General features: G+C 75.9%; 24 protein-coding genes, 1 pseudogene and 1 riboswitch. Of the genes and pseudogenes, 20 read left to right on the forward strand and 5 right to left on the reverse strand.

The features are described from left to right. The first annotated feature begins 20 nt into the window (after positions 1–20). From WAB14_RS10145 to WAB14_RS10175, 7 genes are all read left to right on the forward strand, one after another. Positions 21–341 (forward strand): metal-sensitive transcriptional regulator, encoded by a 321-nt coding sequence (locus WAB14_RS10145; protein WP_377002762.1) that lies wholly within the window; start codon positions 21–23, stop codon positions 339–341. Positions 342–370: 29 nt separating this feature from the next. After that, positions 371–595 (forward strand): heavy-metal-associated domain-containing protein, encoded by a 225-nt coding sequence (locus WAB14_RS10150; RefSeq protein WP_340269499.1) that lies wholly within the window; start codon positions 371–373, stop codon positions 593–595. Next, the gene (locus WAB14_RS10155; RefSeq protein WP_340269501.1) at positions 592–2,880 is read left to right on the forward strand and encodes a heavy metal translocating P-type ATPase; all 2,289 of its coding nucleotides are present in this window, start codon (positions 592–594) and stop codon (positions 2,878–2,880) included. The genes WAB14_RS10150 and WAB14_RS10155 overlap by 4 nt, the downstream gene beginning before the upstream one ends. Positions 2,881–2,919: 39 nt before the next feature. Next, positions 2,920–3,024: riboswitch (TPP riboswitch) on the forward strand. Between the two features lie 54 nt (positions 3,025–3,078). After that, positions 3,079–3,903 (forward strand): ECF transporter S component, encoded by an 825-nt coding sequence (locus tag WAB14_RS10160; RefSeq protein WP_340269502.1) that lies wholly within the window; start codon positions 3,079–3,081, stop codon positions 3,901–3,903. Between the two features lie 7 nt (positions 3,904–3,910). After that, positions 3,911–5,449 carry an ABC transporter ATP-binding protein gene (locus tag WAB14_RS10165; protein WP_340269503.1) on the forward strand — a complete coding sequence of 513 codons (1,539 nt, stop codon included), beginning with the start codon at positions 3,911–3,913 and terminating at the stop codon, positions 5,447–5,449. Continuing rightward, on the forward strand, positions 5,446–6,276 hold the full coding sequence (locus tag WAB14_RS10170) for an energy-coupling factor transporter transmembrane component T family protein (protein WP_340269504.1): 831 nt from the start codon (positions 5,446–5,448) through the stop codon (positions 6,274–6,276). Before WAB14_RS10165 ends, WAB14_RS10170 begins: the two co-directional genes overlap by 4 nt. A gap of 23 nt (positions 6,277–6,299) precedes the next feature. After that, the gene (locus WAB14_RS10175) at positions 6,300–7,244 is read left to right on the forward strand and encodes an aldo/keto reductase (RefSeq protein WP_340269505.1); all 945 of its coding nucleotides are present in this window, start codon (positions 6,300–6,302) and stop codon (positions 7,242–7,244) included. A 58-nt stretch (positions 7,245–7,302) separates the two neighbouring features. On the opposite strand, the pseudogene WAB14_RS10180 reads toward WAB14_RS10175, so the two are convergent. Then, positions 7,303–7,749: pseudogene (locus WAB14_RS10180) on the reverse strand (RDD family protein); the annotation flags it as partial. A 190-nt stretch (positions 7,750–7,939) separates the two neighbouring features. On the opposite strand from WAB14_RS10180, the gene WAB14_RS10185 reads away from it, so the two are divergent. After that, on the forward strand, positions 7,940–8,113 hold the full coding sequence (locus tag WAB14_RS10185) for a CsbD family protein (RefSeq protein ID WP_340269507.1): 174 nt from the start codon (positions 7,940–7,942) through the stop codon (positions 8,111–8,113). 51 nt (positions 8,114–8,164) lie between these two features. Here the strand turns inward: WAB14_RS10185 and hppD are convergent, their stop codons facing one another. Then, positions 8,165–9,361: a 4-hydroxyphenylpyruvate dioxygenase gene (gene hppD, locus WAB14_RS10190; protein WP_340269509.1), complete on the reverse strand. Its 1,197-nt coding sequence runs from the start codon at positions 9,359–9,361 to the stop codon at positions 8,165–8,167. A 155-nt stretch (positions 9,362–9,516) separates the two neighbouring features. Here hppD and WAB14_RS10195 point away from each other — a divergent pair, with 155 nt between their 5' ends. From WAB14_RS10195 to WAB14_RS10205, 3 genes are all read left to right on the forward strand, one after another. Then, positions 9,517–10,014 carry an Lrp/AsnC family transcriptional regulator gene (locus WAB14_RS10195; protein ID WP_340269511.1) on the forward strand — a complete coding sequence of 166 codons (498 nt, stop codon included), beginning with the start codon at positions 9,517–9,519 and terminating at the stop codon, positions 10,012–10,014. A gap of 52 nt (positions 10,015–10,066) precedes the next feature. Next, complete coding sequence (locus WAB14_RS10200; RefSeq protein ID WP_340269512.1) at positions 10,067–10,744, forward strand: transaldolase family protein; 678 nt, start codon at positions 10,067–10,069, stop codon at positions 10,742–10,744. Positions 10,745–10,847: 103 nt separating this feature from the next. Beyond that, positions 10,848–11,756, forward strand: coding sequence for a universal stress protein (locus WAB14_RS10205; RefSeq protein WP_340269514.1), 909 nt, complete (start codon positions 10,848–10,850; stop codon positions 11,754–11,756). A 42-nt stretch (positions 11,757–11,798) separates the two neighbouring features. Here the strand turns inward: WAB14_RS10205 and WAB14_RS10210 are convergent, their stop codons facing one another. The 3 genes from WAB14_RS10210 to WAB14_RS10220 all read right to left on the reverse strand — a co-directional run bounded on the left by WAB14_RS10210 (position 11,799) and on the right by WAB14_RS10220 (position 14,583). Beyond that, positions 11,799–12,656, reverse strand: a complete 858-nt coding sequence (locus WAB14_RS10210) for a DUF1206 domain-containing protein (protein WP_340269515.1) — start codon at positions 12,654–12,656, stop codon at positions 11,799–11,801. A 68-nt stretch (positions 12,657–12,724) separates the two neighbouring features. Beyond that, a complete protein-coding gene (locus tag WAB14_RS10215; protein WP_340269516.1) occupies positions 12,725–13,405 on the reverse strand; it encodes a metal-dependent transcriptional regulator in 681 nt (226 codons plus the stop codon). Positions 13,406–13,425: 20 nt separating this feature from the next. Continuing rightward, positions 13,426–14,583 (reverse strand): glycerophosphodiester phosphodiesterase, encoded by a 1,158-nt coding sequence (locus tag WAB14_RS10220; protein WP_340269518.1) that lies wholly within the window; start codon positions 14,581–14,583, stop codon positions 13,426–13,428. A gap of 186 nt (positions 14,584–14,769) precedes the next feature. Here WAB14_RS10220 and WAB14_RS10225 point away from each other — a divergent pair, with 186 nt between their 5' ends. The 9 genes from WAB14_RS10225 to WAB14_RS10265 all read left to right on the forward strand — a co-directional run bounded on the left by WAB14_RS10225 (position 14,770) and on the right by WAB14_RS10265 (position 24,045). Next, positions 14,770–15,837, forward strand: coding sequence for a FecCD family ABC transporter permease (locus WAB14_RS10225; protein WP_377002768.1), 1,068 nt, complete (start codon positions 14,770–14,772; stop codon positions 15,835–15,837). Between the two features lie 2 nt (positions 15,838–15,839). Further along, a complete protein-coding gene (locus tag WAB14_RS10230) occupies positions 15,840–16,937 on the forward strand; it encodes a FecCD family ABC transporter permease (RefSeq protein ID WP_340269520.1) in 1,098 nt (365 codons plus the stop codon). After that, complete coding sequence (locus tag WAB14_RS10235) at positions 16,937–17,806, forward strand: ABC transporter ATP-binding protein (protein ID WP_340269521.1); 870 nt, start codon at positions 16,937–16,939, stop codon at positions 17,804–17,806. The genes WAB14_RS10230 and WAB14_RS10235 overlap by 1 nt, the downstream gene beginning before the upstream one ends. Next, the gene (locus WAB14_RS10240) at positions 17,803–18,774 is read left to right on the forward strand and encodes a hypothetical protein (protein WP_340269522.1); all 972 of its coding nucleotides are present in this window, start codon (positions 17,803–17,805) and stop codon (positions 18,772–18,774) included. Before WAB14_RS10235 ends, WAB14_RS10240 begins: the two co-directional genes overlap by 4 nt. Before the next feature lie 82 nt (positions 18,775–18,856). Then, positions 18,857–19,876, forward strand: a complete 1,020-nt coding sequence (locus WAB14_RS10245; protein WP_340269523.1) for an iron-siderophore ABC transporter substrate-binding protein — start codon at positions 18,857–18,859, stop codon at positions 19,874–19,876. 34 nt (positions 19,877–19,910) lie between these two features. Continuing rightward, complete coding sequence (locus tag WAB14_RS10250; protein WP_340269524.1) at positions 19,911–20,900, forward strand: ABC transporter substrate-binding protein; 990 nt, start codon at positions 19,911–19,913, stop codon at positions 20,898–20,900. A 133-nt stretch (positions 20,901–21,033) separates the two neighbouring features. After that, positions 21,034–21,801 (forward strand): CHRD domain-containing protein, encoded by a 768-nt coding sequence (locus WAB14_RS10255; RefSeq protein WP_340269525.1) that lies wholly within the window; start codon positions 21,034–21,036, stop codon positions 21,799–21,801. Beyond that, entirely contained in the window at positions 21,801–22,562 is a 762-nt protein-coding gene (locus WAB14_RS10260) for a class F sortase (RefSeq protein WP_340269526.1), read from the forward strand. The genes WAB14_RS10255 and WAB14_RS10260 overlap by 1 nt, the downstream gene beginning before the upstream one ends. 1 nt (position 22,563) lies before the next feature. Next, positions 22,564–24,045: a CopD family protein gene (locus WAB14_RS10265; RefSeq protein ID WP_340269528.1), complete on the forward strand. Its 1,482-nt coding sequence runs from the start codon at positions 22,564–22,566 to the stop codon at positions 24,043–24,045. Positions 24,046–24,139 lie beyond the last annotated feature (94 nt).

Genomic DNA, 24,139 nt, shown 5'->3' on the forward strand with positions numbered 1-24,139 from the left:
GTAGGGGTAAAGTTCCCGTCGTGACCGAGGAGACCGTCGTGACCGCCGCCACCGAGCCGCCCGCCTACGTGCAGAGCGGCGACAAGGCGAAGGTGCTCAACCGCCTCCGCCGCATCGAGGGCCAGGTCCGCGGCCTGCAGCGCATGGTCGAGGAGGACACGTACTGCATCGACGTCCTCACGCAGGTGTCCGCCACGACCGCGGCCCTGCGCGGTGTCGCGCTCGAGCTCCTCGACGAGCACCTCCACCACTGCGTCCGCCACGCGGTCGAGGACGGCACCAGCCCCGACGAGAAGCTCGCCGAGGCCTCCGCGGCCGTCGCGCGCCTCGTCCGCTCCTGAGAACCCCACCGACCCCCGAGGAGACACCCATGGCCGAGACCACCACCACCGTCACCGTCGCCGGCATGACGTGCGGGCACTGCGTCGGCGCCGTCACCGAGGAGCTGTCGAAGCTCCCAGGGGTCGTCGACGTCCGCATCGACCTCGTCGCCGGCGGCGAGAGCCCCGTCGCCATCACCCACTCCGCCCCGCTCGACGACGCCGCCGTGGCCGAGGCCGTCGACGAGGCGGGCTACGAGCTCGTCCGCGCGTGAGCGCACCGACCCGTGCCGAGGCGCCGGCTTCCGGCGCTCCCGTCGTCCTCGACATCTCCGGCATGACGTGCGCCTCGTGCGCCATGCGCATCGAGAAGAAGCTCAACCGGATGCCGGGCGTCGAGGCGAGCGTCAACTACGCGACCGAGAAGGCGACGGTCGTGCTGCCCGACGGGACGAGCGTCGACGACGCCATCGCGACCGTCGAGAAGACGGGCTACGGCGCGGTCCTGCCGGTGCCCCCGGTACCGGAGGAGACGGTCGGCGACGGCGCGCAGCCGCCCACCGACCCGGCTGTCGCCGCCCTGCGGCAGCGTGCGCTCGTGAGCGGCCTCCTCGCGCTGCCCACCCTCCTGCTGTCGATGGTGCCCGCGCTGCAGTTCGACAGCTGGCAGTGGCTCGTCCTCACCCTCGCCTCGCCCGTCGTGGTGTGGGGGGCGTGGCCGTTCCACCGCGCCGCGCTCGTCAACGCCCGCCACGGCGCGGCGACCATGGACACCCTCGTGAGCATCGGCGTGCTCGCCGCCTTCGGGCAGTCGCTGTACGCGCTGTTCCTCGGCGAGGCCGGCATGCCCGGCATGACGATGCGGCTGCAGCTCATCGGCGAGCGCGGCGCCGGCACCCACGAGATCTACCTCGAGGTCGCCGCCGTCGTCACCGCCGCCGTCCTCGCCGGCCGCTGGCTGGAGGCCCGCGCGAAGCACCGCTCCGGTGCGGCGCTGCGCGCGCTCATGGACCTCGGCGCGAAGGACGTCGCCGTCCTGCCCGACGGCCCCGGCACCACCCGCGAGGAGCGACGCGCGGTCGAGCGCCTCGCCGTCGGCGACCACTTCGTCGTCCGTCCCGGCGAGACCGTCGCGACCGACGGCGTCGTCGTCGACGGGCAGAGCGCCGTCGACGCCTCCATGCTCACCGGCGAGCCGGTGCCGGTGGAGGTCGGGCCGGGTGACGCCGTCACGGGCGCCACCGTCAACGCCTCGGGCCGGCTCGTCGTCCGGGCGACCCGCGTCGGAGGCGACACGCGCCTCGCGCAGATGGCACGGCTCGTCGAGGCCGCCCAGTCGGGCAAGGCGGAGGTCCAGCGGCTAGCGGACCGGGTGTCGGCGGTGTTCGTCCCCGTCGTCCTCGTCGTCGCGCTCCTCGCCCTGCTGGGGTGGTGGCTGCTCGCCGGTGAGCCGACGGTCGCGTTCACCGCCGCGGTGGCGGTCCTCGTCATCGCGTGCCCCTGCGCCCTCGGGCTCGCCACGCCCACGGCGCTGCTCGTCGGGACGGGGCGCGGCGCCCAGCTCGGCGTCCTCATCAAGGGCCCCGAGGTGCTGGAGTCGACGCGCCGGGTCGACACCGTCGTCCTCGACAAGACGGGCACGCTGACCAGCGGGCGCATGCGCCTCGTCGACGTCGTCCCCGCCGCCGGCGAGGACCGCGACGACGTGCTACGGCTCGCGGCCGCCCTCGAGAACGGCAGCGAGCACCCCATCGCCCGCGCCGTCGTCGCGGGTGCCGCCGGCGCCCTCCCGCCCGTCGAGGGATTCGCCTCCCGGCAGGGGCTCGGCGTCGCCGGCACTGTCGAGGGCCACGCCGTGGTCGTCGGCCGGCCCCGCTGGCTGGCGCAGGAGTGGGCGCAGCACCTCGACGACACGCTCACCGAGCGCGCCGACGCCGAGGCCGCCCGCGGCCGGACCGTCGTCGCCGTCGGGTGGGACGGGCGCGCCCGCGGCCTCCTCGCCGTCGCCGACACCGTCACGCCGACTGCGCGCGAGGCCGTCGACGGGCTCCGCGCCCTCGGCCTGGAGCCGCACCTGCTCACCGGCGACGGGAGCGCGGCCGCGCTCGCCGTCGCCGAGCAGGTCGGCATCGACCCCGCGCACGTCCGCGCCGAGGTCATGCCGGAGGACAAGCTCGCCGAGGTGCAGCGGCTCCAGGGCGAGGGCCGCGTCGTCGCGATGGTCGGCGACGGCGTCAACGACGCGGCCGCACTCGCCGCCGCCGACCTCGGCATCGCGATCGGTACCGGGACCGACGTCGCCATCGAGGCCGGCGACCTCACGCTCGTGCGGGAGGACCTGCGCGCCGCCGTCGACGCCGTGCGGCTGTCGCGGGCGACGCTGCGGACCATCAAGGGCAACCTGTTCTGGGCCTTCGCCTACAACACCGCCGGGATCCCGCTCGCGGTCGCCGGGCTGCTCAACCCGCTCCTCGCGGGAGTCGCGATGGCGGCGAGCTCGGTGTTCGTCGTGACGAACAGCCTGCGGCTGCGTCGCTTCCGGAGCACGACGGGAGGCTGAGCCAGCGCGTGAGACGCCCGCGGAGCGGGCGTAGGGTGGGAGGCACGACAGGGGAGCGCCGCAGGGCGCTGAGAGTGCGGGAGACCGCAGACCCTCGAACCTGATCCGGTTAGGACCGGCGAAGGGAGTCGAGCCTCGACCCGTCGACGGCACACCGGCCGTCGACCGGGTCCCCCTCCTGGACGACTGGGAGGAACCATGAGCACCACGCACCACCAGCACACGGGCACCGCGCCGGAGGGAACGGAGTCGGGGAGGACCGCACGGCGTCCCGTCCCCGTGGCGAAGGTCGTCGCCGGTCTCGCGGCCGCCGTGGTCTCGGGCGCCGCCGTCTACGCGGTCGGCCTACCGTCCGGCGTCGAGATCTTCCGCACCGACCTCGCCGACCTCACCCTGCCGGCCGCCCTGCTCGTCACCCTCGTTCTCGGCAGCGTCGTCGGCATCGCGTCCGCGCGGGCCCCCTGGCGGGTCGTCGACATCGTCGTCGCGAGCGTCCTCGGCGTCGCCGGCGGCCTGCTGTTCTCCGTGTGGAACGCCGTCGCGTACCCGCTCGTGTCCGCCGCCGTCGTGCCGCCGGTGTCCGCCTGGTACGTCGGGGTGTGGCTCCTGCCGGGCGTGCTCGGTGGCCTGGTCATCCGCAAGCCGGGTGCCGCGGTCTACACCGAGCTCGTCGCCGCCGCCCTCAGCGCGCTCATCGGCAGCTCGTGGGGCTTCAGCGTCGTCTGGTACGGGCTGCTCCAGGGCCTCGGCGCCGAGCTCGTCCTCGCGCTGTTCCTCTACCGCTCGTTCCGGCTGCCCGTCGCACTGCTCGCCGGCGCCGGGGCGGGCGTCGTCGTCGGGGTGCTCGACTCGATCCTCTACTACCCGGAGCTCGTCCCCGTCCTCCAGCTCGCCTACGTCGGTCTCGCCGTCGTCTCCGGTGTCGTCATCGCCGGGCTCGGGTCGTGGGCCCTCACCCGGGCGCTCGCCCGCACCGGGGCGCTCGCCCCGCTGCGATCCGGCCGCGACGTCGAGCGGGTCTGAGCCCGCCGTGGACGGGGTCGCGCTGCGGGCGCGCGGGTGGGGCTGGCGGCACGCCGGGCGGAGGGCCTGGGCGGTGCGCGGCCTCGACCTCGACGTGCCGGCGGGCCAGCGCGTCCTCCTCCTCGGTCCCAGCGGCGCGGGCAAGTCGACGGTCCTCGCCGGGGCGGCGGGGCTGCTCGACCCCGGCGAGGACGCCCGCGACGGCGGCGGCGAGGAGGAGGGGGAGCTGCTGCTCGACGACGTCCCCGCCCGCCGCGCCCGCGTCGAGGGCGTGCGGGCCGGTCTCGCGCGCACGGGCCTGCTCCTGCAGGACCCCGTCGCCCAGACCGTCCTCGCCCGCTGCGGCGACGACGTCGCCTTCGGTCTGGAGAACCACTCCGTCCCGCCCGCCGACATCTGGCCCCGCGTCGACGAGGCGATCGGCGACGTCGGGTTCCCGTACGGCCGCGAGCACAGCACGGCGCGGCTGTCCGGCGGGGAGCGGCAGCGCCTCGCCCTCGCCGGGGTCGTGGCCCTGCGGCCGGGGCTGCTCCTGCTCGACGAGCCCACCGCCATGCTCGACCCCGCGGGCGGTGACGTCGTCCGCGCGCGGATCGCGGAGCTGCTGCGGCGGGACGGGACGGCGCTGCTCGTCGAGCACCGTGTCGGGCCGTGGCTCCCGCTCGTCGACCGCGTCGTCGTCCTCGAGCCGGGCGGGGGCGTACGGGCCGACGGCCCGCCCGACGAGGTGCTCGGCCGCCACGGCGCCCGCCTCGCCGCCGAGGGGGTCTGGGCCCCGCAGCACCCGCCTGCCACCCCGGACCGTGAGGTCGGCCGCGTCGGCGGTGAGGTGCTGCTCCGCGCCCGCGGTCTCGCCGTACGTCGTCCCGGCAGCCCCGAGCCGGCCGTGTCGGGGGTCGATCTCGACGTCCGCGCGGGGCGGCTCCTCGCCGTCGTCGGGCCGAACGGGGCCGGTAAGTCGACCCTCGCCCTCGTGCTGTCCGGGCTCCTGCCGCCCCACGCCGGCGTGCTCGAGGCGGTCCCGGCGCTCGCCGGCGACGCCGGACCGAGACCGCACCGCTGGCGCCCGCAGCAGCTCGCCGCGCGGATCGGCACGGTGTTCCAGGAGCCGCAGCACCAGCTCGTCGCCGCGACGGTCCGCGACGAGCTCGCCGTCGGCCCTCGGGCCCTCGGACTGCCACGGGACGAGGTCGAGGCGCGCGTGGAGGACCTCCTCGACCGCCTCCGGCTGCGCGGCGTCGCCCGTGCCAACCCCTTCACCCTGTCCGGCGGGGAGCAGCGGCGGCTGTCCGTCGCGACCGTCCTCGCCACGCGCCCACGGGTCCTCGTGCTCGACGAGCCGACCTTCGGGCAGGACTCCCGCACGTGGGAGCAGCTCGTCGCCCTCCTCGCCGAGCTCCTCGACGCCGGGACGGCCGTCGTGGCCGTCACGCACGACGACGCCCTCGTCGACGCCCTCGCCGACGACGTCCTCCGCCTCGTCCACCCCGCGGACCGGGCGCCGCGGTCACCCGGCGCGTGGACGCGGCGACGGCGCGCGGCATGAGGCCGCCCACCGACGTCCTCGCCGGGCCCGTCGGCGTCGACACCTCGGCGCCGCTCGCCCGCGCCAACCCCGTCGCCAAGCTCGCCGTCGCCGCCCTCGTCGCCGTCGCGCTCGTCCTCACGACGGACCTCGTGACCGTGACGGTCGCCCTCGCGTGCGTCCTCCTCGCCCTGCCGTTCACGGGGGTGGGGGCACGCGGGTTGTGGCGGCGGGGCTGGATCGTCGTCGTGGCCGCCGTCCCCGCCGGCGTCGTCACCGCCCTCCTCGGGGTCGACTCGGGCGCCACCTGGTGGGCGTGGCAGGTCGGGGGCACGACGCTCCTCGACGTGACGGCCGGCTCCGCCGCGGCGGGGCTCGCCATCACCACGCGGGTCCTCGCCATCGGCCTGCCGGGGGTCGTCCTGCTCGCGACCACGGACCCCACGGACCTCGCCGACGCGCTCGGGCAGGTGCTGCGGCTGCCGCACCGATTCGTGCTCGCGGCCCTCGCGGGCATGCGGCTGTTCGGTGTGCTCGCGGAGGAGTGGACGACGCTCACGCAGGCCCGTCGCGCCCGCGGTCTCGGCGGCGGGGGCCGGCTCTCGCGCCTGCGGACCTTCGGCAGCCAGCTGTTCGCGCTGCTCGTGCTCGCGGTGCGCCGGGCCACGGTCCTGTCGACGGCGATGGAGGCCCGCGGCTTCGGCGCGGTGCGCGAGCGCACGTGGGCGCGGCAGAGCCGGTTCACCGGCCGTGACTGGCTCGTCGTCGTCGGCGGCCTCGGGGTCGCCGTCGTGTCGACCGCAGCAGGCGTCGCGGCGGGCACGTGGCGCCTCGTGCTGCTCGGGTGAGGCGCCCCTGGCACGATCGCCGCGTGACCGCAGCCACGAGCACCGACCTGCGCCGCCTCGGCGACCGACACGTCTTCCCGATCGGCCTCGGCGCCATGCCGCTGTCGTGGGAGGGCATGCTCGACGACCGCGAGCGCGCTCTCGCGACGGTCCACGCCGCGCTCGACGCCGGGGTCACCCACCTCGACACCGCGAACATCTACTCCCCGTCGTGGGAGCACGTCGGGCACAACGAGGCCCTCGTCGCCGAGGCGCTGCGCACCTGGTCCGGTGACGCCGCGTCGGTCGTCGTCGCGACGAAGGGCGGGATCGTCCTCGGCCCCGACGGCGCCGGCCGCGACGCGAGCCGCGACGGGCTGCGCCGCGCGTGCGAGGCGAGCCTCGCCGCGCTCGGGCGCGACCAGGTCGACGTGTACTACCTGCACCGGCACGACCCGTCGCTGCCCTTCGCGGAGCAGGTGGCGAACCTCGTGGCGCTGCGCGAGGCCGGGCTGGTGCGGCAGGTCGCGGTCTCCAACGTCACCCCGGACATGCTCTCGGTCGCCCTCGACGTCGCCGGCGGCCCGGACGACGGCGGCGTCGTCGCGGTGCAGAACGAGTTCTCGCCGCGCTTCCGTGTCGACGCCGACGTCATCACGACGTGCGAGCAGCACGGCATCGCCTTCGTGCCGTGGTCGCCGTTCGGTGGCGCGGCGCAGGCGTCGGAGGTCGGGTCCCGCTACGCGGCCTTCGCCGAGGTCGCCGCCGCGCACGACGCGAGCGCCCAGCAGGTCGCCCTCGCGTGGCTGCTGTCCCTGTCGCCCGTCGTCGTGCCGATCCCCGGCAGCACCCGCCCGGCGACGATCACCGACTCGGCTGCGGCCGCCTCGCTCCGGCTGAGCGACGAGGAGCTCCGGCGCCTGTCGGCCACGGCGCCCGAGGGCTCCTCGCAGTACCCGGACGAGGAACCGGCGCCCCCGCTGCGCTGACCAGGTCCCGCAGGTCGACCGTCCGCACGTCCCGCACGACCTGCGTGCCGGCCACGAGGTCCCCGAGGCGGCGCCGGTCGGCGCGGCACGCGACGAGCACGGGACCGGCGAGCACGTCGAGGGGCAGGAACGCGGCCCGCACCGCCAGCGAGCCCGTACCCGCGGGCCGTCCGTGCCGGTCGACGACGCGCAGCCCCGTGCGGCGCATGCCCGCCGTCCGGCCGCCGTCGTGCGCGGGCCACAGGACCGTGACGGCGACGAGCACGGCGGCACCCGCGAGCAGCCACGCGGCGGACACCACCGCCGGGGGCGCCCCGGCCAGGAGCCCGGCGAGCCCGATGAGGCCCGTGAACGCGAGGAGCGCACCGAGCACCCCTGCGTCGACGACGGCGTGCGTCGCACGGCTCCGGAGCCCCACGGGCAGCAGCAGCGCGGACCGCAGTCCGGACGCCGATCCCAGGGGGTCGACGCCGGGGGTGGGGAGGTCGAAGGCCTCCGTCGTCATCACGCGCACCCTCCGACCGTAGGAGCGCCGGAGGCAGGGGGACGGCCGGTTCCACGGGTCTGTCCGAACGGGGGAGCCCGGACTGCCCGGAGTGCCCGGATGGTCGGTCGGGACGTGTGACACGCCCGTGACGGGGGTACACCCGTCGTGTCCGGACCTTTCCGCACAGCGACGTCCCGAGGAGGACACCGTGGCCGACTCCGAGAAGACCGAGAACACGATCGACAAGATGGCGGGCAAGGCCAAGGAGGGCCTCGGTCGCGTGAACGACGACGAGTCGATGGAGCGCGAGGGCAAGCGCGACCAGTCCGAGGCCGACCTCAAGCAGGCCGGCGAGAAGGCGAAGGACGCCTTCCGCCGCTGAGTGTCCTCGGGGCCGGGACCGGGCGACGCCCGTGGCTCCCGGCCCCGCGCGTCAGAAGTTGCCGCGGCGCTCCTGCTCGCGCTCGATCGCCTCGAACAGCGCCTGGAAGTTGCCCTTGCCGAATCCGAGGGAGCCGTGGCGCTCGATGATCTCGAAGAAGACGGTCGGGCGGTCGCCGATCGGCTTGGTGAAGATCTGGAGCAGGTACCCGTCCTCGTCGCGGTCGACGAGGATCCCGCGGCTCTGCAGCTCCTCGATCGGCACCCGGACCTCGCCGATCCGGGCCCGCAGCTCGGGGTCGGTGTAGTAGCTCTCCGGGGTGTCGAGGAACTGGATCCCGGCGGCACGCAGCCGGTCGACGGCGGCGAGGATGTCGTCGGTCGCGAGCGCGAGGTGCTGGGCGCCCGGGCCGCGGTAGAAGTCGAGGTACTCGTCGATCTGGCTGCGCTTCTTCCCGACGGCCGGCTCGTTGAGGGGGAACTTCACGCGGTGGTCGCCGCTGGCGACGACCTTGCTCATGAGCGCGGAGTACTCGGTGGCGATGTCGTCGCCGATGAACTCCGCCATGTTCGTGAACCCGAGGATGCGGTTGTAGAAGTCGACCCACTCGTCCATGCGGCCGAGCTCGACGTTGCCGACGACGTGGTCGAGCGCGGCGAACACCTGGGCGCCGGGGTCCGCGACGACCGGTGTGCGCGCCTCGTAGCCGGGCAGGTAGGCCCCGGTGTAGCGGGAGCGGTCGACGAGGGTGTGGACCGTGTCGCCGTACGTCGCGATCGCCGCGAGCCGGACGGTGCCGTGCTCGTCGACCTCGTCGTGCGGCTCCACGACGACGCGGGCGCCCTGGGCGCGGGCGTGCGCGATGCAGCGGTCGACGTCCGGCACCTCCAGGGCGATGTCCACGACCCCGTCGCCGTGCGCGCGGTGGTGGTCCGCGACCGGGCTGTCGGGGTCCACCGCGCCCTTGAGGACGAAGCGGACGGCGCCGGTGGTGAGCACGTACGCGTGGTGGTCGCGGTTCCCGGTCGTGGGCCCGGAGTACGCGACGAGCTCCATGCCGAAGACGTGCTGGTAGAAGAGCGCGGACTGCGTGGCGTTGCCGCACGCCCACACGATCGCGTCCCAGCCGGACACGGGGAACGGGTCGCGCGAGTCGTCGTACTCGACGAGGCCGACGAGCTGGCGCAGCTTCGCGGCGTCGAGGTGGGCGAGGCGCTCGGCGTCGGTGAGGGTCTGCTCGATGGTCATGGCGGGCTCCTTCGTCCGGTCGGGCAGGCGGTTCCTGGCTCCGATGACAGCGGACGGGGCGGGAGGTGGGCAACCGGCCGTCCCGCACTGGGCGGTGGGTCCACCAGCGACAGGACCCGGCGACACGTGCTGGGCGCTGTGACTAGGTTGTGAGCGTGGAGCTGGACGCCCTCGACGTCGCCCTGCTCGAGGCGATGCGCGCACAGCCGCGAGCCGGTGCCCTCGAGCTGTCCCGCCGGCTGGGGGTGGCGAGGGCGACGGTGCAGGCACGGGTGCAGCGGCTGGAGGACACGGGCGTCGTCACGGGGTACGGACCCGACGTCGACCTCGCGGCGGCCGGGTTCGGCGTCCGTGCCTTCGTCACCCTCGAGATCGCGCAGGGCGGTCTCGACGACGCCGTCCGCGACCTCGCCGCGGTGCCGGGGATCGTCGAGGCGCACGCCGTCACGGGGGTCGGGGACGTCATGTGCACCGTGGCCGCGGCGAGCCACGAGCAGCTGCAGGAGACCCTGCTCGCCATCAGCAGGTCCGCGGTCGTGGTCCGGTCGACGAGCGTGGTCGCCCTCTCGACCGTCGTCGCACCGCGGGTCCTGCCGCTGCTGCGCTCGGTCGAGCGGTCCTGGCCGTCGCGCGCGAACCCGCCCGCGGGATGAATCGGCCGGCGTCACCTTCCGGCGGCGGGCGGTGGCGAGCACAATCCGTGACGTGCGCATCTACGTCGCCTCGGCGATGGTCGGCGACCTCGTACCGCTGCTCGGCACGGGGGCGTTCGCAGGCGTCGTGACGACACCCTCCCTCCTCCAGCGGGCCGGTGTCCTGCGCGACGACGTGCCGCACCTCGTCGAGGAGCTCGTGGGCGCGGGTGCGCGGGAGGTGTGCGTCCCGGCGCGGGCGCGGGACCCCGAGGCGCTGCTGCGGGAGGCACGCCGGGTGGCGGCGGTCCACCCCGAGGTCACCGTCGCCGTCCCCGCCACCCGCGGCGGTCTCGCCGCCGCCGCGGCCATGGTCCGGGAGGGGCGCCCGGTGCTCGTGTCCGCCCTCCACCGGCCGGCCCAGCTGCTCGGCGCCGTCCACACCGGCTGCCGCTGGGTGGCCCCGACGGTCGCCGGGATCGACGACTCCGGGGTCGACGGCGTCGCGGAGGTGCTGCGCATGCAGGTGCTCCTCGACCGCGGTCGGCGCGGCGACCGCGCCGAGCGAGGCGCCTCGCCGGGCACGCACCTGCTCGCCGCCGACGTCCGGCAGGAGGAGCGGCTGCTCGCCCTCGCCGAGGCGGGCGTCGCCGCCGCGTCCGTCGACCCGGACCTCGCTGCCGCGCTGCTGCACGACGACCGCACGTCCGCGCTCGTCGACGCGATGGAGCGGGTGCCCGACCTGCCGTAGGCACCGGGGACCTTCGTCCCGCCCGTGACCGCCCGCGGGCGGGGAGCCTGGGAGGGAGGGCGCGGGCACCCCGGTCCGCGCCGGAGCGAGGGAGGTGGTCGCGGTGGCCGCGACTCAGGAGGACGTCACCCGCGTCGGGCTCGAGCACGGACCGGTGGTGGTCGGCGTCGACGGCTCGCCCGAGTCCTACCGCGCGCTCGACTGGGCCGCGGCGTACGCGAGGGACACCGACCGCGACCTGCGCCTGGTCCACGCCTACGGCGGGGGTGCGGCGGCCCTGCGCCTCGAGCTCGCCGCGCAGGGCGCGGAGGTCGGGCACACCCGCGAGGCCCAGCAGGTGCTCGAGACGGCGACCGGCTACGCCCGGAGCCTCGTCGGTGACCGGGTCGACGGCGCGCTGCACCTCGGCGGCGCCGCCGGCGCGCTGCGCGAGGAGTCCCGCAGCGCGGCCGTCGTGGTGGTCGGGTCCCGCGACCACGGCGGGCTCACGGGTCTGCTGCTCGGTGCGGTCGGTGTCCCGCTGAGCGCGCACGCCGCCTGCCCGGTCGTCGTGGTGCGCGGCCGCGAGCGGCAGGAGCCGAAGCCGGACGCCCCGGTCGTCGTGGGACTCGACGGCTCGGGTGAGTCCGGCGCGGCCGTCGGTTTCGCGATGGCCGAGGCGCAGCGCCTCGGCAGCCCCCTGACCGCCGTCCTCGCGTGGGACGAGCTGTGGATCGGCGCGCCGGAGCTCGCGGACCCGGTCCCGGACAAGCCGAGCCTGCAGGAGGCGGCGGTCCGGATGGTGTCGGAGACGATCGCCGGCTGGACCGAGCGGTACCCCGACGTCCGCGTCACGCGGGTCGTCGAGCGGGGCCACCCCGCACCGGTCCTGCTGCGGGAGGCGCAGGGCGCGCGGCTCGTCGTCGTCGGCTCCCGCGGCCGCGGCGGGTTCGGTGGCCTGCTCCTGGGCTCGACCAGCCAGACGCTGCTCCACCGCAGCCCGACGACCGTGGCGGTCGTGCGTCGCGCGTGAGGGCGCCGGGCCGGGGGCCGCGGCGCGCCCCCGGCCGGACCGTCACACGAAGCCGGTGGCGTCCCCCGCGCTGCGGGCACGTGCGAGGCAGTAGACGCCGAAGAGCGCGAAGCCGAGCCCGATCAGCGCGATGAGGTACGGCCCGAAGGGCGCGTCGCGCAGCGTCGAGAGGCCCTCGTCGAGGCCGCCCGCCTGCTCGCTGCTGCCGCGCAGGGCCGCGAGCAGGAACAGGACGCCGATCGTCGCGTAGGCGACGCCCTTGGCCGGGTACCCGACGCGGCCGCTGATGTCGACGACCTTGCGCGCCCGGCGGGACAGGTCGAGCGTCTCGACGTCCTCCATGTACTTGCGGCTGTAGCCCTTGTACACGTGGTAGCCGGCGACGACGAGGATCCCGACGCCGACCGCACCGACGAGCAGCTGCCCGGCCGGCAGCTGGAGGAGCCTCGCCGTCAGGGTCTCCTCCCCGGAGCCGCCGGAGGACCCGCCGCCGGAGGCGCCGGACAGGGCGAGCCGGACGGCGACGAAGGCGACGATGCCGTAGCCGACCGCGCGGCCGGCGGCCTTGGCCCGGCCCTTGCCTCCCGCGTCGTCGGGGTCGAGGACGGCCTCCATCGCCTGCCAGAGGACGAGGAGGACGAGCCCGAGCGCGATGGCCCAGATGAGGACCATCCCGAAGGGCTGCTGCGCGAGCTGACGCAGGGCGCCGCTCGTCGAGGCGTCCCCGCCGCCGCCGAAGGCGAGCCGGAAGATGAGGACGGCGAGGGCGACGTGGAAGACGCCGTAGACGACGTAGCCGTACCGACCGATGCGCTGCAGCGCGTCGACCTCGTCGGAGTCCTTGACGTCCTCGTAGGCCTCGCGGGCGTCGCCCGAGGCACCGGCAGGGGATGGGGTCATGACGCGGGACGGTACGCCGGACCGGCGCGAGCGCCAGCCGGCGCGAGCCCGGCCGGTGCGCGGGCGCCTCAGCCCAGCGGCTGGACGAGGACGTGCCGGCTCGGCGGCTCGTCGAGACGCACGGGGTTGCCCCCTGGTCGGCACACGAGGTGCGCTCCGTCGTCGGGTGCGACCTCGACCTCGGCGCCGGCGACGACCCCCGCCTCGACGAGCGCGACGAGGAGCGCCCGGGGGCTCTGGGCGGGCTCGCCGAGCCGGACGACGCGGTAGCGGCCCGGGCCCGACACCTCGCTGAGGGGCAGCTGCCCCTCGGCGGGGCCCAGCGGGTGGGTGCCGTCGGCCTGCGTGGGGATGGGGTTGCCGAAGGGCGAGGTGTCGGGGTCGCCGAGCAGCGAGACGAGCCGCTGCTCCACCCGGTCGGACACCACGTGCTCCCAGCGGCACGCCTCCTCGTGCGCGTGGTCGAGCTCGAGGCCGATGACGTCGACGAGGAGGCGCTCGACGAGGCGGTGCTTGCGCAGCACGCCCGTCGCGATCCGGCGCCCCTCCTCGGTGAGCTGGAGGCGGCGGTCGTCGGTGAGGTCGACGAGCCCGTCCCGGTGCATGCGCGCCACCGTCTGCGACACCGTGGGCCCGGAGTGCCCCAGCGCCTCGACGATGCGGGCGCGCATCGGCACGACGCCGTCCTCCTCCATCTCGAGCACGACCCGGAGGTACATCTCGGTCGTGTCGATGAGGTCGTGGCTCACGGGGGCATTCTGCCCCGGGGTCACCCCTCGTCGCGCGCGGCGACGGCGGTGTCGGGGTTGTCGGAGAAGACGCCGTCCACACCGAGGTCGAAGAACACCTCGTACTCCTCGAAGGCGAGGCCGTAGTCGTCCGGGGCCGTCCCGACGCGCAGGTCCGCCGGCAGGAACTGGTTCTCGTTGCGGAAGGTGTAGGGCACGACCTGCAGACCTGCCGCGTGGGCGCGGGCGACGACGTCGGTCGGGGCGCCGAGCGTGCCGTCGGCGGCACGGGGCACCAGGCGGTTCTTGTCCGGACCGATCCACTCCGCGTAGGTGGCGACCTCCGTCAGGCCCTCGTCGGTGAGGAGGTCGGCGTACGTCGTGGTCCCGCCCGCCTCGACGACGTCCCACGGCCGTCCGCTGCCGGCGACGAGCTGGACGAGCGGCACGCGGGTGCGCTCGTCGAGCTCGCGGAGGTTCGCGGTCTCGAAGGACTGCACGACGACGGGCGCCCCGGGCCGGTCGAGACCGGCCCGCCGCAGCGAGCGGACGAGGGGCTCCTCCATCGACAACCCGATGGAGTCGAAGTACGACGGGTGCTTCGTCTCCGGCGCCACCCCGATCGTGCGGCCGGTGCGGCGGCTCTCCGCCTTCGCCAGCGCGAGCACCTCGTCGAAGGTGGGCACGAGGTAGCGACCGTCGTAGAGGGTGTTCTCCTGACGCGTGGCGGGGATGCGCTCGACGGCGCGCAGCGTCCGCAGCTCCGCCAGCGTGAAGTCCTCGGTGAACCAGCCCGTGTACTGCACCCCGTCCACGGTCTTCGTCGTCCGCCGCTCGGCGAACTCCGGGTGGTCCGCGACGTCGGTCGTGCCGCTGATCTCGTTCTCGTGCCGCGCGACCAGCACGCCGTCCTTGGTCGGCACGAGGTCCGGCTCGATGTAGTCCGCGCCCATCGCCACGGCGAGGCGGTAGGCCTCGAGCGTGTGCTCGGGGCGGTAGCCGCTGGCGCCGCGGTGGCCGAAGACGAGGGCTTCGGTGGCCTCGGCCGGTCGGGCGCGCTCCCCAGCCGCCGCGACAGGCTGCGTCGACCGCTCCGACGGTCCGGCGGGTGCGACGGCTGCCACCGCGGCGAGCACGGCCGGCGCGGCGAGCGTGGCGGCGACGGTGAGGGTGGTGGCGGTCGTGACGGAGCGGGGCACGGCGATCTCCTCGGGCGACGGTCGGTCGGACGAGGGGAGCGAAGCGGGCGGAGCGGACAGGCCGGGCAACGCGACGTAGACCGGTGGTGAACCGTCGGTGAACACTCGTGACCTCCGCGGCGACGCCAAGTTAGGTTAGCCTCACCGACAAGCGATCCGAGGCAGCGACGAAATGAGGAGGTGCGCGTGACGACGACGACGACCCGTCCGGCCGGTCCGGTCGCGGCACCCGCCGCCCGCCGCGGCCTCCTGCCCTCGGTCACCGGTCGGGCCGCCGGCCTGCTCGGTCTCGTCGCGGGGCTCGCGGTGCTCTGCCTCCTCAGCCTCGCCGTGGGGTCCAAGCCCATCCCGCTCGACACGGTGCTGCAGTCGCTCACGACGTACGACCCCGCGCAGGAGGACCACGTCATCGTGCAGTCCCTGCGGGTCCCCCGCACCGTCGTCGCCCTGCTCGTCGGCGTGGGGCTCGGGCTCGCGGGGACCGTCATGCAGGGCCTCACCCGCAACCCGCTCGCCGACCCCGGCATCCTCGGCGTCTCCGCCGGCGCCGCGCTCGCGGTGGTCGTCGGGATCTTCGCCTTCGGTGTCGGTTCCGTCACCGGTCACGTGTGGTTCGCCTTCGCCGGGGCGGCGGTGACGTCGGTGGTCGTCTACGGCCTGGGCGCGATGGGGCGCGACGGTGCGACGCCGGTGAAGCTCGCCCTCGCCGGAGCGGCCGTCACCGCCTTCCTCGTGTCCGTCACGACGACGTTCCTCCTGCTCGACAGCGCCACCCTCGACCAGTACCGCTTCTGGGCGGTGGGGTCCGTGGCGGGCCGCGGCCTCGACGTCGCCGCGCAGGTGGCCCCCTTCCTCGCCGTCGGTGCCGTCGTCGCCCTGCTGTCCGGGCGGGCCCTGAACGCCCTCGCCCTCGGCGACGACGTCGCGCGCTCCCTCGGTGCCCGCGTCGGGCTCACGCGCGTCACCGCGGCCGTCGCCGTCGTCCTGCTCGTCGGCGCCGCCACCGCCGCCGCCGGGCCCATCGCGTTCGTCGGGCTCACCGTGCCGCACGTGGCCCGCGCGCTCACCGGCCCCGACTACCGCTGGGTCCTCGCGTACTCCGCCGGGCTCGCCCCCGCCCTCCTGCTCGCGGCCGACGTGCTCGGCCGGGTCGTCGCGCGTCCCGGCGAGCTCCAGGTCGGCATCGTCACGGCCGTCGTCGGTGCCCCGGTCTTCATCGCCCTCGTCCGCCGACGCACCCTCGCGCAGGTGTGAGCATGGCGACCACCACGATCGAGCGAGCCGCGCGGACCACGACGGCGGCGGACGTCGCCGCAGTCGTCGCCGGCGTCCGCCGCAGCCGTACCACCGGTCGCGGCCGCGCCGTCGTCGTCGGTGTCCTGCTCGCCCTCGGCTGCGCCGTCACGTTCGCGGTCTCGCTCGTCACGGGCGAGTTCGCCCTGCCGCTGCGGGATGTCGCGGCCGCGCTGGTGGGGCGGGGTGGTGACGACGCCGCCTTCGTCGTCGGCACGCTCCGCCTGCCGCGTGCCCTCACCGCCGTCCTGGTCGGCGTCGCGTTCGCGCTCGGCGGGGTCGTCTTCCAGAGCCTCGCGCGCAACCCGCTCGCGAGCCCCGACGTCATCGGCGTCAGCGCCGGGTCGACCGTCGCGGCCGTCGCCGTCCTCGTCGCGGGCACCGCGCTCGGCGTGAGCGTCGACCAGTCCCTCGTCGCTCCCGCGGCGTTCCTCGGCGGCCTCCTCACGACCACCGCCATCTACCTGCTCGCCTACCGGCGCGGCCTCTCGGCCTACCGGCTCGTCCTCGTCGGCATCGCCGTGGCCGCCATGTTGAACGCCGTCACGAGCTACCTCCTCACGCGCGCGGAGATCACCGACGCCCAGCGGGCGTTCGTCTGGCTCACGGGCTCGCTCAACGGCCGGGGGTGGGACGAGGTGCAGGTGCTCGCCGTCGCCCTCGCCGTGCTGGTGCCGGCCCTGCTCGCGCTCGCCCCCCGGCTCCGCGCCCTGCAGCTGGGCGACGACACCGCCCGCGGCGTCGGCGTCCGGGTCGAGGCGTCGCGCGCCGCGCTCGTCGTGGTCGCCGTCGCGTGCGTGTCCGTCGCGACGGCCGTCGCCGGGCCCGTCGCCTTCGTCGCCTTCGTCGCGGGACCCGTGGCCCGGCGTCTCGTCGGCGCGCCCCTCACGATGGTCCCCGCCGCGCTCACCGGAGCGCTCCTCGTCCTGCTCTCGGACCTCGTCGCGCGCACCGCGCTCGCCCCCACCGAGCTGCCCGTCGGCATCGTCACCGGTCTCGTCGGTGCGCCGTACCTGCTGTGGCTGCTCGCCCGTGCCAACCGTGTCGGAAGGACCGGCTGATGACGCTCCTGCACGCCGCCCCCCGCTCGCGCGCCGTGCCCGTGGCGGCCCGGCTCGCCGCCGAGGGGCTGTCGCTCGGCTACGACGGCCGTCGGGTCGTCGACGGGCTCGACGTCCGCATCCCCACCGGTCGCATCACGTGCGTGGTCGGCGCGAACGCGTGCGGCAAGTCGACGCTCCTGCGCGGCCTCGCTCGCCTGCTGCGGCCGGAGACCGGCCGCGTCGTGCTCGACGGCGGCGACATCGCCCGCATGCGCACACGAGAGGTCGCGACCCGCCTCGGCATCCTCCCGCAGCAGCCGGTCGCGCCGGACGGCATCGCCGTCGCCGACCTCGTCGCCCGCGGCCGCTTCCCCCACCAGTCGTGGCTGCGGCCGTGGGGTCGTGACGACGACGCCGCCGTCGCGGCCGCGCTGCTCGCCACCGGCACCGCCGACCTCGTCGACCGCCACGTCGACGAGCTGTCCGGCGGGCAGCGCCAGCGGGTGTGGATCGCGATGGCGCTCGCCCAGGGCACCGACCTCCTCCTCCTCGACGAGCCGACGACGTTCCTCGACCTCGCCCACCAGGTGGAGGTCCTCGACCTGCTCGCCGACCTCAACGAGCAGGAGGGGCGGACGGTCGTCCTCGTGCTCCACGACCTCAACCAGGCCGCCCGCTACAGCCACCACCTCGTCGCGATGAAGCACGGTCGCGTCGTCGCGGAGGGGACCCCGGCCGAGGTCGTCACCGAGGAGCTCGTCGCCGACGTGTTCGGGCTCCGGTCCCGGGTCGTGCCGGACCCCGTCACCGGCACCCCGATGGTCGTGCCCCTGGGGCGCCGCGGCGGCCGCGTGCTCGCTACCGAGGTCGGGGAGACGGACTCGTGACGCTGGCACCCGAGCGCGCGCACCGGAGCGCGACCGAGCCCCTGCTCGCCGCGCCCACCCCTCGCGCGTGGCTCGACGAGCACCTCCACGCCCACCTCGCCCGCCACGACGGGCCCGACGCCGACTCCCACCGCTGGGTGACGTACGGCGAGCTGCTCGACGGCGGCCTGGCGCGGCTCCACGCGGAGGTCCACGCCCGCGAGGGCGGCACGACGCAGATGGTGGCGAAGTGGGTCGTCACGTGGACGGCCGGTCGCGTCGCGGACGTCGTCGGCTTCGTCCTCGCGGCGGGCGGTGCCGGCCTGCTCGCCGACACCGTCGGCGTCGGTGGTGACGGCCTGCGCTGGCGGCAGGACCCCGAGGGGTGGGCGGACCGGCTCGACGTGCGCGGCGCCACGCTCCTCGTGACGCCGGAGCACCCGTGGGCCCGGCTCGCGGATGTCCCCGTCCCGCCCGGACAGCACCGGGTGGAGCTGGTCGCGGACGAGGCCGAGCTCGTGACGCGGACCGTCGACGCGCTCGTGCGCGCCGTCCGCCCCCTCGTCGACGCCGTCCGCGGCCTGGCCCGCGTCGGCGCCCGTGCGCTGTGGGCCGAGGTCGCCGACGAGGTCGGCATGGCGACGCTCTACCAGCCGCAGCTGCCCGTCCGTGACGACGCCGTGGCGCGGCTGCAAGCGGCGTTGCAGGCGCCGGGCGCCCCCTGGCGCGTCAGCCCGAGCGTCCGCACCGTGTCGACGTCGTGGGGGCGGGCCTACCTCGGCCAGAAGGGCGGCTGCTGCCTCGCGTACCAGCGTCCCGACCCCGACCCGGTCCCCGACGAGGAGATGACCGACGCCCTGCGCGAGTACCACGCCCGCTTCCCGCCGGAGCGGGGGACCAAGCGCGTGTGCACCACGTGCTCGCTACGCGACCCCGCCGGCTGTGCGGAGCGACAGCTGTGGTGGCTGGAGAAGTCCCTGGCCACCTGACCGTCCGTCCCAGCCCCATGACCCCGGCTTCTCGCCGCCCGGGGGCTGCTGCCTCCTGCCCACCTGCACCCGAGGAGAACCCGTGACACCTCCCGTCGACCGACGGCGACCCCGGCCGGCTCACGCTGCGCTCGCCCTCGCTGCCCCTCTCCTGCTCACGGCCTGCGGGTCGACCACCGCCGATGACGACGCCTCGGCCGGCGCGGCGGCCTCGCCGGGGGCCAGCGCGGCCACGTTCGCCTTCGAGCACTCCGCGGGCACCACCGACGTGCCCCTCGACCCGCAGCGCATCGTGACGACGACCGACCAGAACGCCCTGCTCCCGCTCCTGGAGCTCGGCGTCACGCCCGTCGCCAGTGCCGGGCTCGTCGGGGACGACGGTGAGCAGTCGTTCCGGCGCGTCGAGGGCTACGACACGAGCGGCGTCGAGTTCGTCGGCGCCTACGGCGAGCCGAACCTCGAGGCCGTCGCCGCGCAGCGACCCGACCTCATCGTCGGCTACGAGTTCGACGAGACGTACGAGGAGTACTCGCAGATGGCGCCGACCGTCCTCGTGCAGATCTTCGACCGGCCCCTGACCGAGGCGCTCCTCGACATCGGCAGGCTCGTCGGCGAGGAGGACCAGGCGCAGCAGCGGCTCGAGGGGTACGAGGCGCGCATCGCCGACCTGCAGCAGCAGCTGGAGCCCGTCCGCGACGAGCTGAGCGTCTCCGTCCTCACCACCGGCGACGCGGGCCAGTTCTACCGGGGTGACGACGGCCAGGCCGTCGGCACCGTCATGGCCGACCTCGACCTGCTGCGGCCCGACCCCCAGTCGCAGCCGTACGAGAGCGGCGAGTACAGCCTCGAGCAGGTCCCGGCGCACGACGCGGACGTCGTCGTCGTCCTCGACTTCTCCGGCGAGGCCGGCGACCCGACGCTGCAGGCGTTCCTCGACGCGCCGCTCGTGCAGGGACTCGCCGCCTCGCAGGCCGACCAGCTCCACGTCGTCGACGGAACGGCCACCGTCGGCGCCGCCTGGGGGAAGATGGCCGCCTTCCTCGACGAGCTCGAGCGCGTCCTCGTCACCGAGCAGCCCGACCCCGACGTCGTCGCCGAGTGAGCGACGGTCCCACCACCCCGTCCGAGGAGGACCTGTGCGACCCCGCACGACCCTGACCCTGCCCGCTGCCCTGGGCCTCGCTCTCGCCCTCGCCGCCTGCGGCGGCACGGCCGCCCCCGAGGCCACTCCCGCCCCCGCCACCGTCGACCCCGGTCCCACGGTCGACGCCGAGGCCACCGACGCCGGCAGCCGCGCCGTCGAGCACGCCATGGGCACCACCGAGGTGCCTGCGGACGTCGAGCGGGTCGTCGTGCTCGACACGGGCGAGCTCGACGCCGTCGTGTCCCTCGGGGTGACGCCCGTGGGTGCCGTCACGACCGACGTCTCGGAGTCCCTCGTCGAGTACCTCGAACCCGCCCTCGAGGACACCGAGCCGGTCGGCACCATCGGCGAGCCGAACCTCGAGGCGATCGCGGCGCTGCAGCCCGACCTCGTCCTGTCCAACACGGTCCGCCACGAGGACCTCTACGACGAGCTGTCGGCGATCGCGCCGACCGTCATGGCCGGCGACGTCGGCGACTCGTGGAAGGAGACCCTCCGGCTCGCGGCCGAGGCGCTCGGTGAGACGGAGCGGGCCGAGCAGCTGCTCGCCGCGTACGAGTCCCGCGCCGCGGAGGTCGGTGAGGACGTGAGCGGCGGTGACCCCGCGTCGGTCGAGGTCAGCGTCGTGCGCTTCCTGCCCGGGCAGGTGCGCCTCTACACGCCGACGTCCTTCATCGGGACCGTGCTCGCCGACACCGGCCTCGCGCGCCCGGCCGCGCAACGGGAGGGCGACACGTTCGTCGAGGCCGGTCAGGAGACGATCGCCGCCGCGGACGGCGACGTCGTCTTCTACGCCGCCTACGGCGACCCCGCTGACACCGACCTCGCCGCCGTCACCGGCGGACCGCTGTGGGGCGGGCTCGACGCGGTCGAGCGCGGCGACGTCCACGAGGTGCCCGACGACACGTGGTTCCTCGGCATCGGCGTGACGGCCGCGAACCTCGTCCTCGACGACCTCGAGGCCACGCTCGGCGCGCGCTGAGCCGCGCCGCCGCTCGGCGGGGCGGGATCGGGCGGCGTCCGGCGCGACCGGACCAATCCGCCCCGCCGCCCGTGCCGGACCCCTTCCTGACCGCCCGCCCCGCGCGGGACTCGTCAGACGAAGGGACACCACGATGCTCCGCACCCGACTCGCCGTCGCCGCCCCCGCGGCCGGCGCCGCCGCCCTGCTCCTCGCCGCCGCCCCGGCACTGGCCTCCGGCACGAACGGCTCCGCCCAGGCGGACCTCGCGCCCCTCAACGACTCCGGGGGCACCGGCTCGGCCATGGTCCAGGTGGACGGCACCACCCTCGAGTTCACGCTCGCGGCCTCCGGCCTGCTCGCCGACGCGCCCCACGCCGCCCACATCCACTACGGCGAGGACGCCATGGGCCAGTGCCCCACCGCCGACGCCGACGAGGACGGCGACGGGTTCCTCACCACGAGCGAGGGCGCGCCCTTCTACGGCGGCATCGTCGTGTCACTCACCACCGAGGGCGACACCTCGCCCGACTCCGGCCTGGCCGTCGACCGCTTCGGTGTGGGCGACGACATCAGCTACTCGCGCGGCGACGTCGAGGTGAGCGCCGAGGTCGCCGAGGACATCCTCTCCGGTGAGGCCGTCGTCGTCGTCCACGGTGTCGACCACGACGGCGACGGCGCGTACTCCGAGGGCGAGCGCGGCGCGTCCGACCTCGACCCGTCGCTGCCCGGTGAGGCCACCGACCCCGCGCTGTGCGGTGTCCTCCAGGCCTCGCAGATGACCGAGATGCCGGCCGGTGGCGTCGACACCGGTGAGGCGGAGGCGGCCGGGCGCAACATCGCGCTCGCGGCCGGTGGGGCGCTCGCGCTCGCCGGTGGCGCCTACCTCGTCGCCCGTCGCCGCACGGCGGACGACAGCTGATGACGGCGGACGCCGGGCGGCGCGGCGAGGACCGCGCCGCCCGGCGTCCCGGCCGCACCGTGGCCGTGACCGCGCTCGCCGTGGTGCTCGTCGTGACGGGCGCCGCCGCGCTGGTCGTCGGGCTCGTCGGCCGGGACGCCGAAGCGCCGCCCGCGGTACCCGCGGGCGGGATCGCCGCGCCCCGCCCCGCGCCGGACGCGCTGCCGACCGAGCCGGCACCCACCACCGCGGCGCCCACCGCCCCCGCCTCACCGGTCGCACCGTCGGCTCGGACGTCGACGGCCCCGAGCGCGATCCGGGCGCCCGACCCCGCGGCCGCCCCCGTCGCCGTGCGGATCCCCACCATCGACGTCGACTCCGACCTCCTCCACCTCGGCCTGCAGCCCGACGGCCGGCTGGCCGTCCCGGAGGGCCCCGACTTCGACACCGCCGCGTGGTTCGACGGCTCCCCGCGACCCGGCGACGTCGGACCGGCCGTCCTCCTCGGCCACGTCAGCAGCCGGGCACGCGGCCCCTCGGTCTTCCACGACCTCGGCGACCTACGCCCCGGCGACCGCGTCGACGTCGAGCGGGCGGACGGCACCACGGCGACCTTCGAGGTCTACGAGCTCCAGCAGTTCCCGAAGGACTCCTTCCCCACGCTCGCCGTCTACGGCAACACCGCAGGCCCGGAGCTCCGGCTCATCACGTGCGGCGGGACGATCGCGGAGAGCACGGGCCGGTTCGAGGACAACGTCGTCGTCTTCGCCCGGCAGGTGTGACGTGGGCGGCGCCGTGGCGGTCCTCCCGCGGGTCCCCGTGCGTCGCGGCGACGACCGCGTCCGGAGCCGGGCCGCGGCCCTCGTCGTCGCGGCATCAGGGGTCGCCCTGGTCGTCGGTGCGCTCGGCCTCGCGGTCGGCGGCGGTGCCCCGGTCCCCGCCTCCGCCGGACTGCCCGACGCGGGTCCGGTGACGGGGTGGGCGAGGTCGGGAGTGGCTCTCGCGACCCGCGTCGTCGCCGTCGTGCTGGTCGGGGAGCTCGTCGTCGCGGGCCTGCTCGCGCGCGCGGCGCCCGGCGGACCGCCGGCCGTCACACGCCGGGCGCTCGCCGCCGTCCCAGCGCTCGCGGCCGCGTGGTGCGGCCTCGAGCTGCTGCGGCTGCCGCTCACCGCGAGCGCCCTGCTCGCCGTGCCCGTCCACCGGGTCCCGCCGGGTGCCCTGCTCGACGTGGCCGCGCTGCCCGTCGCCCGGCCCGCGCTCGCGGCCGCGCTCGTCCTGGGGGTCACCGCCCTCGTGGCGGCCCGGGCACGGAGCGCCCGGCACGCCCGGCTCCTGCTCGTCCCGGTGCTCATGGCCGCGGTGCTCCCGGTGGTCGGCGGGCACGGCGCGGGAGGCGACGGCCACGGCGGGGTGGTGTGGCTGCTCGCGGCGCACGTCGTCGCGGCCGCGGTGTGGGTGGGCGGCGTGGTCGGGCTCCTGCGGCACCGCGCCTGGCTCACCGACCCGGTGTCGGCGGCGACCCGGTTCTCCCACCTGGCCGTCGGCTGCGTCGGCGTCGTCGTCGGGAGCGGCGTGGCGTCCGTGCCCGTCCTCACGGGCGCCGGGGTCGGCGGCGGCACCGGTGGGCTCGGCGCTCTCGGTGTGCTCGGCTCCGGGTGGGGCGCCCTGCTCCTGTCGAAGGTCGCGCTCCTGGCCGTGCTCGTCGCTCTCGGGTGGTGGCACCGGCGCACCACCCTCCCGCTGCTGCGCCAGGGCCGCCCGGGCGCCTTCCGCCGCCTCCTCGGGGTGGAGGTCGTCGTCATGGCGGCGACCATCGGGGCCGCGGTCGCCCTCGCGGCCTCGCCGCCGCCCGCGGTGACCGACGCCCCGGCGGCCACGACCCCGACGGCACCGACGGCACCGGCGCCCGCGGCCCCGGCGCCCGCGGCCCCGGTGCCCGCGGCCCCGGTGCCCGCGGCCGAGGAGCCGGCCGAGGAGCTGCTGGCGGACATGAGCGGCCACGACCACGGCGACCTGTCCGTCGGGGTGCTCGTCGACGACGACCGGTTCCACGTCGGGTCCGTCGCCAGCGCCGGCGGCCCCGTGACGGTCTACAACCAGAGCACCACCGAGGTGACCCTGACGGCCGCCGACGGGTCGTTCGACGTCGTCGTCCCCGGTCGCACCCTCACGACGTTCACCGCACCCGGCCCGGGGGAGCACCGCTTCACGAGCCGCCACGACCCGGCGTTCGCCGACGTGCTGGTCGTGCGCGGCGACCCCTGACCCGCCCCGGTCGCACGGACTTGCCCGCCGACACCCGCCCCGGCAGCCTTGACAGTCTGACACCGGGACAGGACACCGGGACAGGACGGAACCA

Origin of the sequence: Aquipuribacter nitratireducens (assembly GCF_037860835.1) — a bacterium.
In the GTDB taxonomy this organism is placed as follows: Bacteria; Actinomycetota; Actinomycetes; order Actinomycetales; family JBBAYJ01; genus Aquipuribacter; species Aquipuribacter nitratireducens.

Excerpts from the sequence above, each read along its gene's own strand:
- WAB14_RS10150 (WP_340269499.1), top strand. The coding sequence starts at position 371 with ATGGCCGAGACCACCACCACCGTCACCGTCGCCGGCATGACGTGCGGG.
- WAB14_RS10160 (WP_340269502.1), top strand. The coding sequence starts at position 3,079 with ATGAGCACCACGCACCACCAGCACACGGGCACCGCGCCGGAGGGAACG.
- WAB14_RS10170 (WP_340269504.1), top strand. The coding sequence starts at position 5,446 with ATGAGGCCGCCCACCGACGTCCTCGCCGGGCCCGTCGGCGTCGACACC.
- hppD (WP_340269509.1), bottom strand. The coding sequence starts at position 9,361 with ATGACCATCGAGCAGACCCTCACCGACGCCGAGCGCCTCGCCCACCTC.
- WAB14_RS10210 (WP_340269515.1), bottom strand. The coding sequence starts at position 12,656 with ATGACCCCATCCCCTGCCGGTGCCTCGGGCGACGCCCGCGAGGCCTAC.
- WAB14_RS10230 (WP_340269520.1), top strand. The coding sequence starts at position 15,840 with ATGGCGACCACCACGATCGAGCGAGCCGCGCGGACCACGACGGCGGCG.
- WAB14_RS10235 (WP_340269521.1), top strand. The coding sequence starts at position 16,937 with ATGACGCTCCTGCACGCCGCCCCCCGCTCGCGCGCCGTGCCCGTGGCG.
- WAB14_RS10255 (WP_340269525.1), top strand. The coding sequence starts at position 21,034 with ATGCTCCGCACCCGACTCGCCGTCGCCGCCCCCGCGGCCGGCGCCGCC.
- WAB14_RS10260 (WP_340269526.1), top strand. The coding sequence starts at position 21,801 with ATGACGGCGGACGCCGGGCGGCGCGGCGAGGACCGCGCCGCCCGGCGT.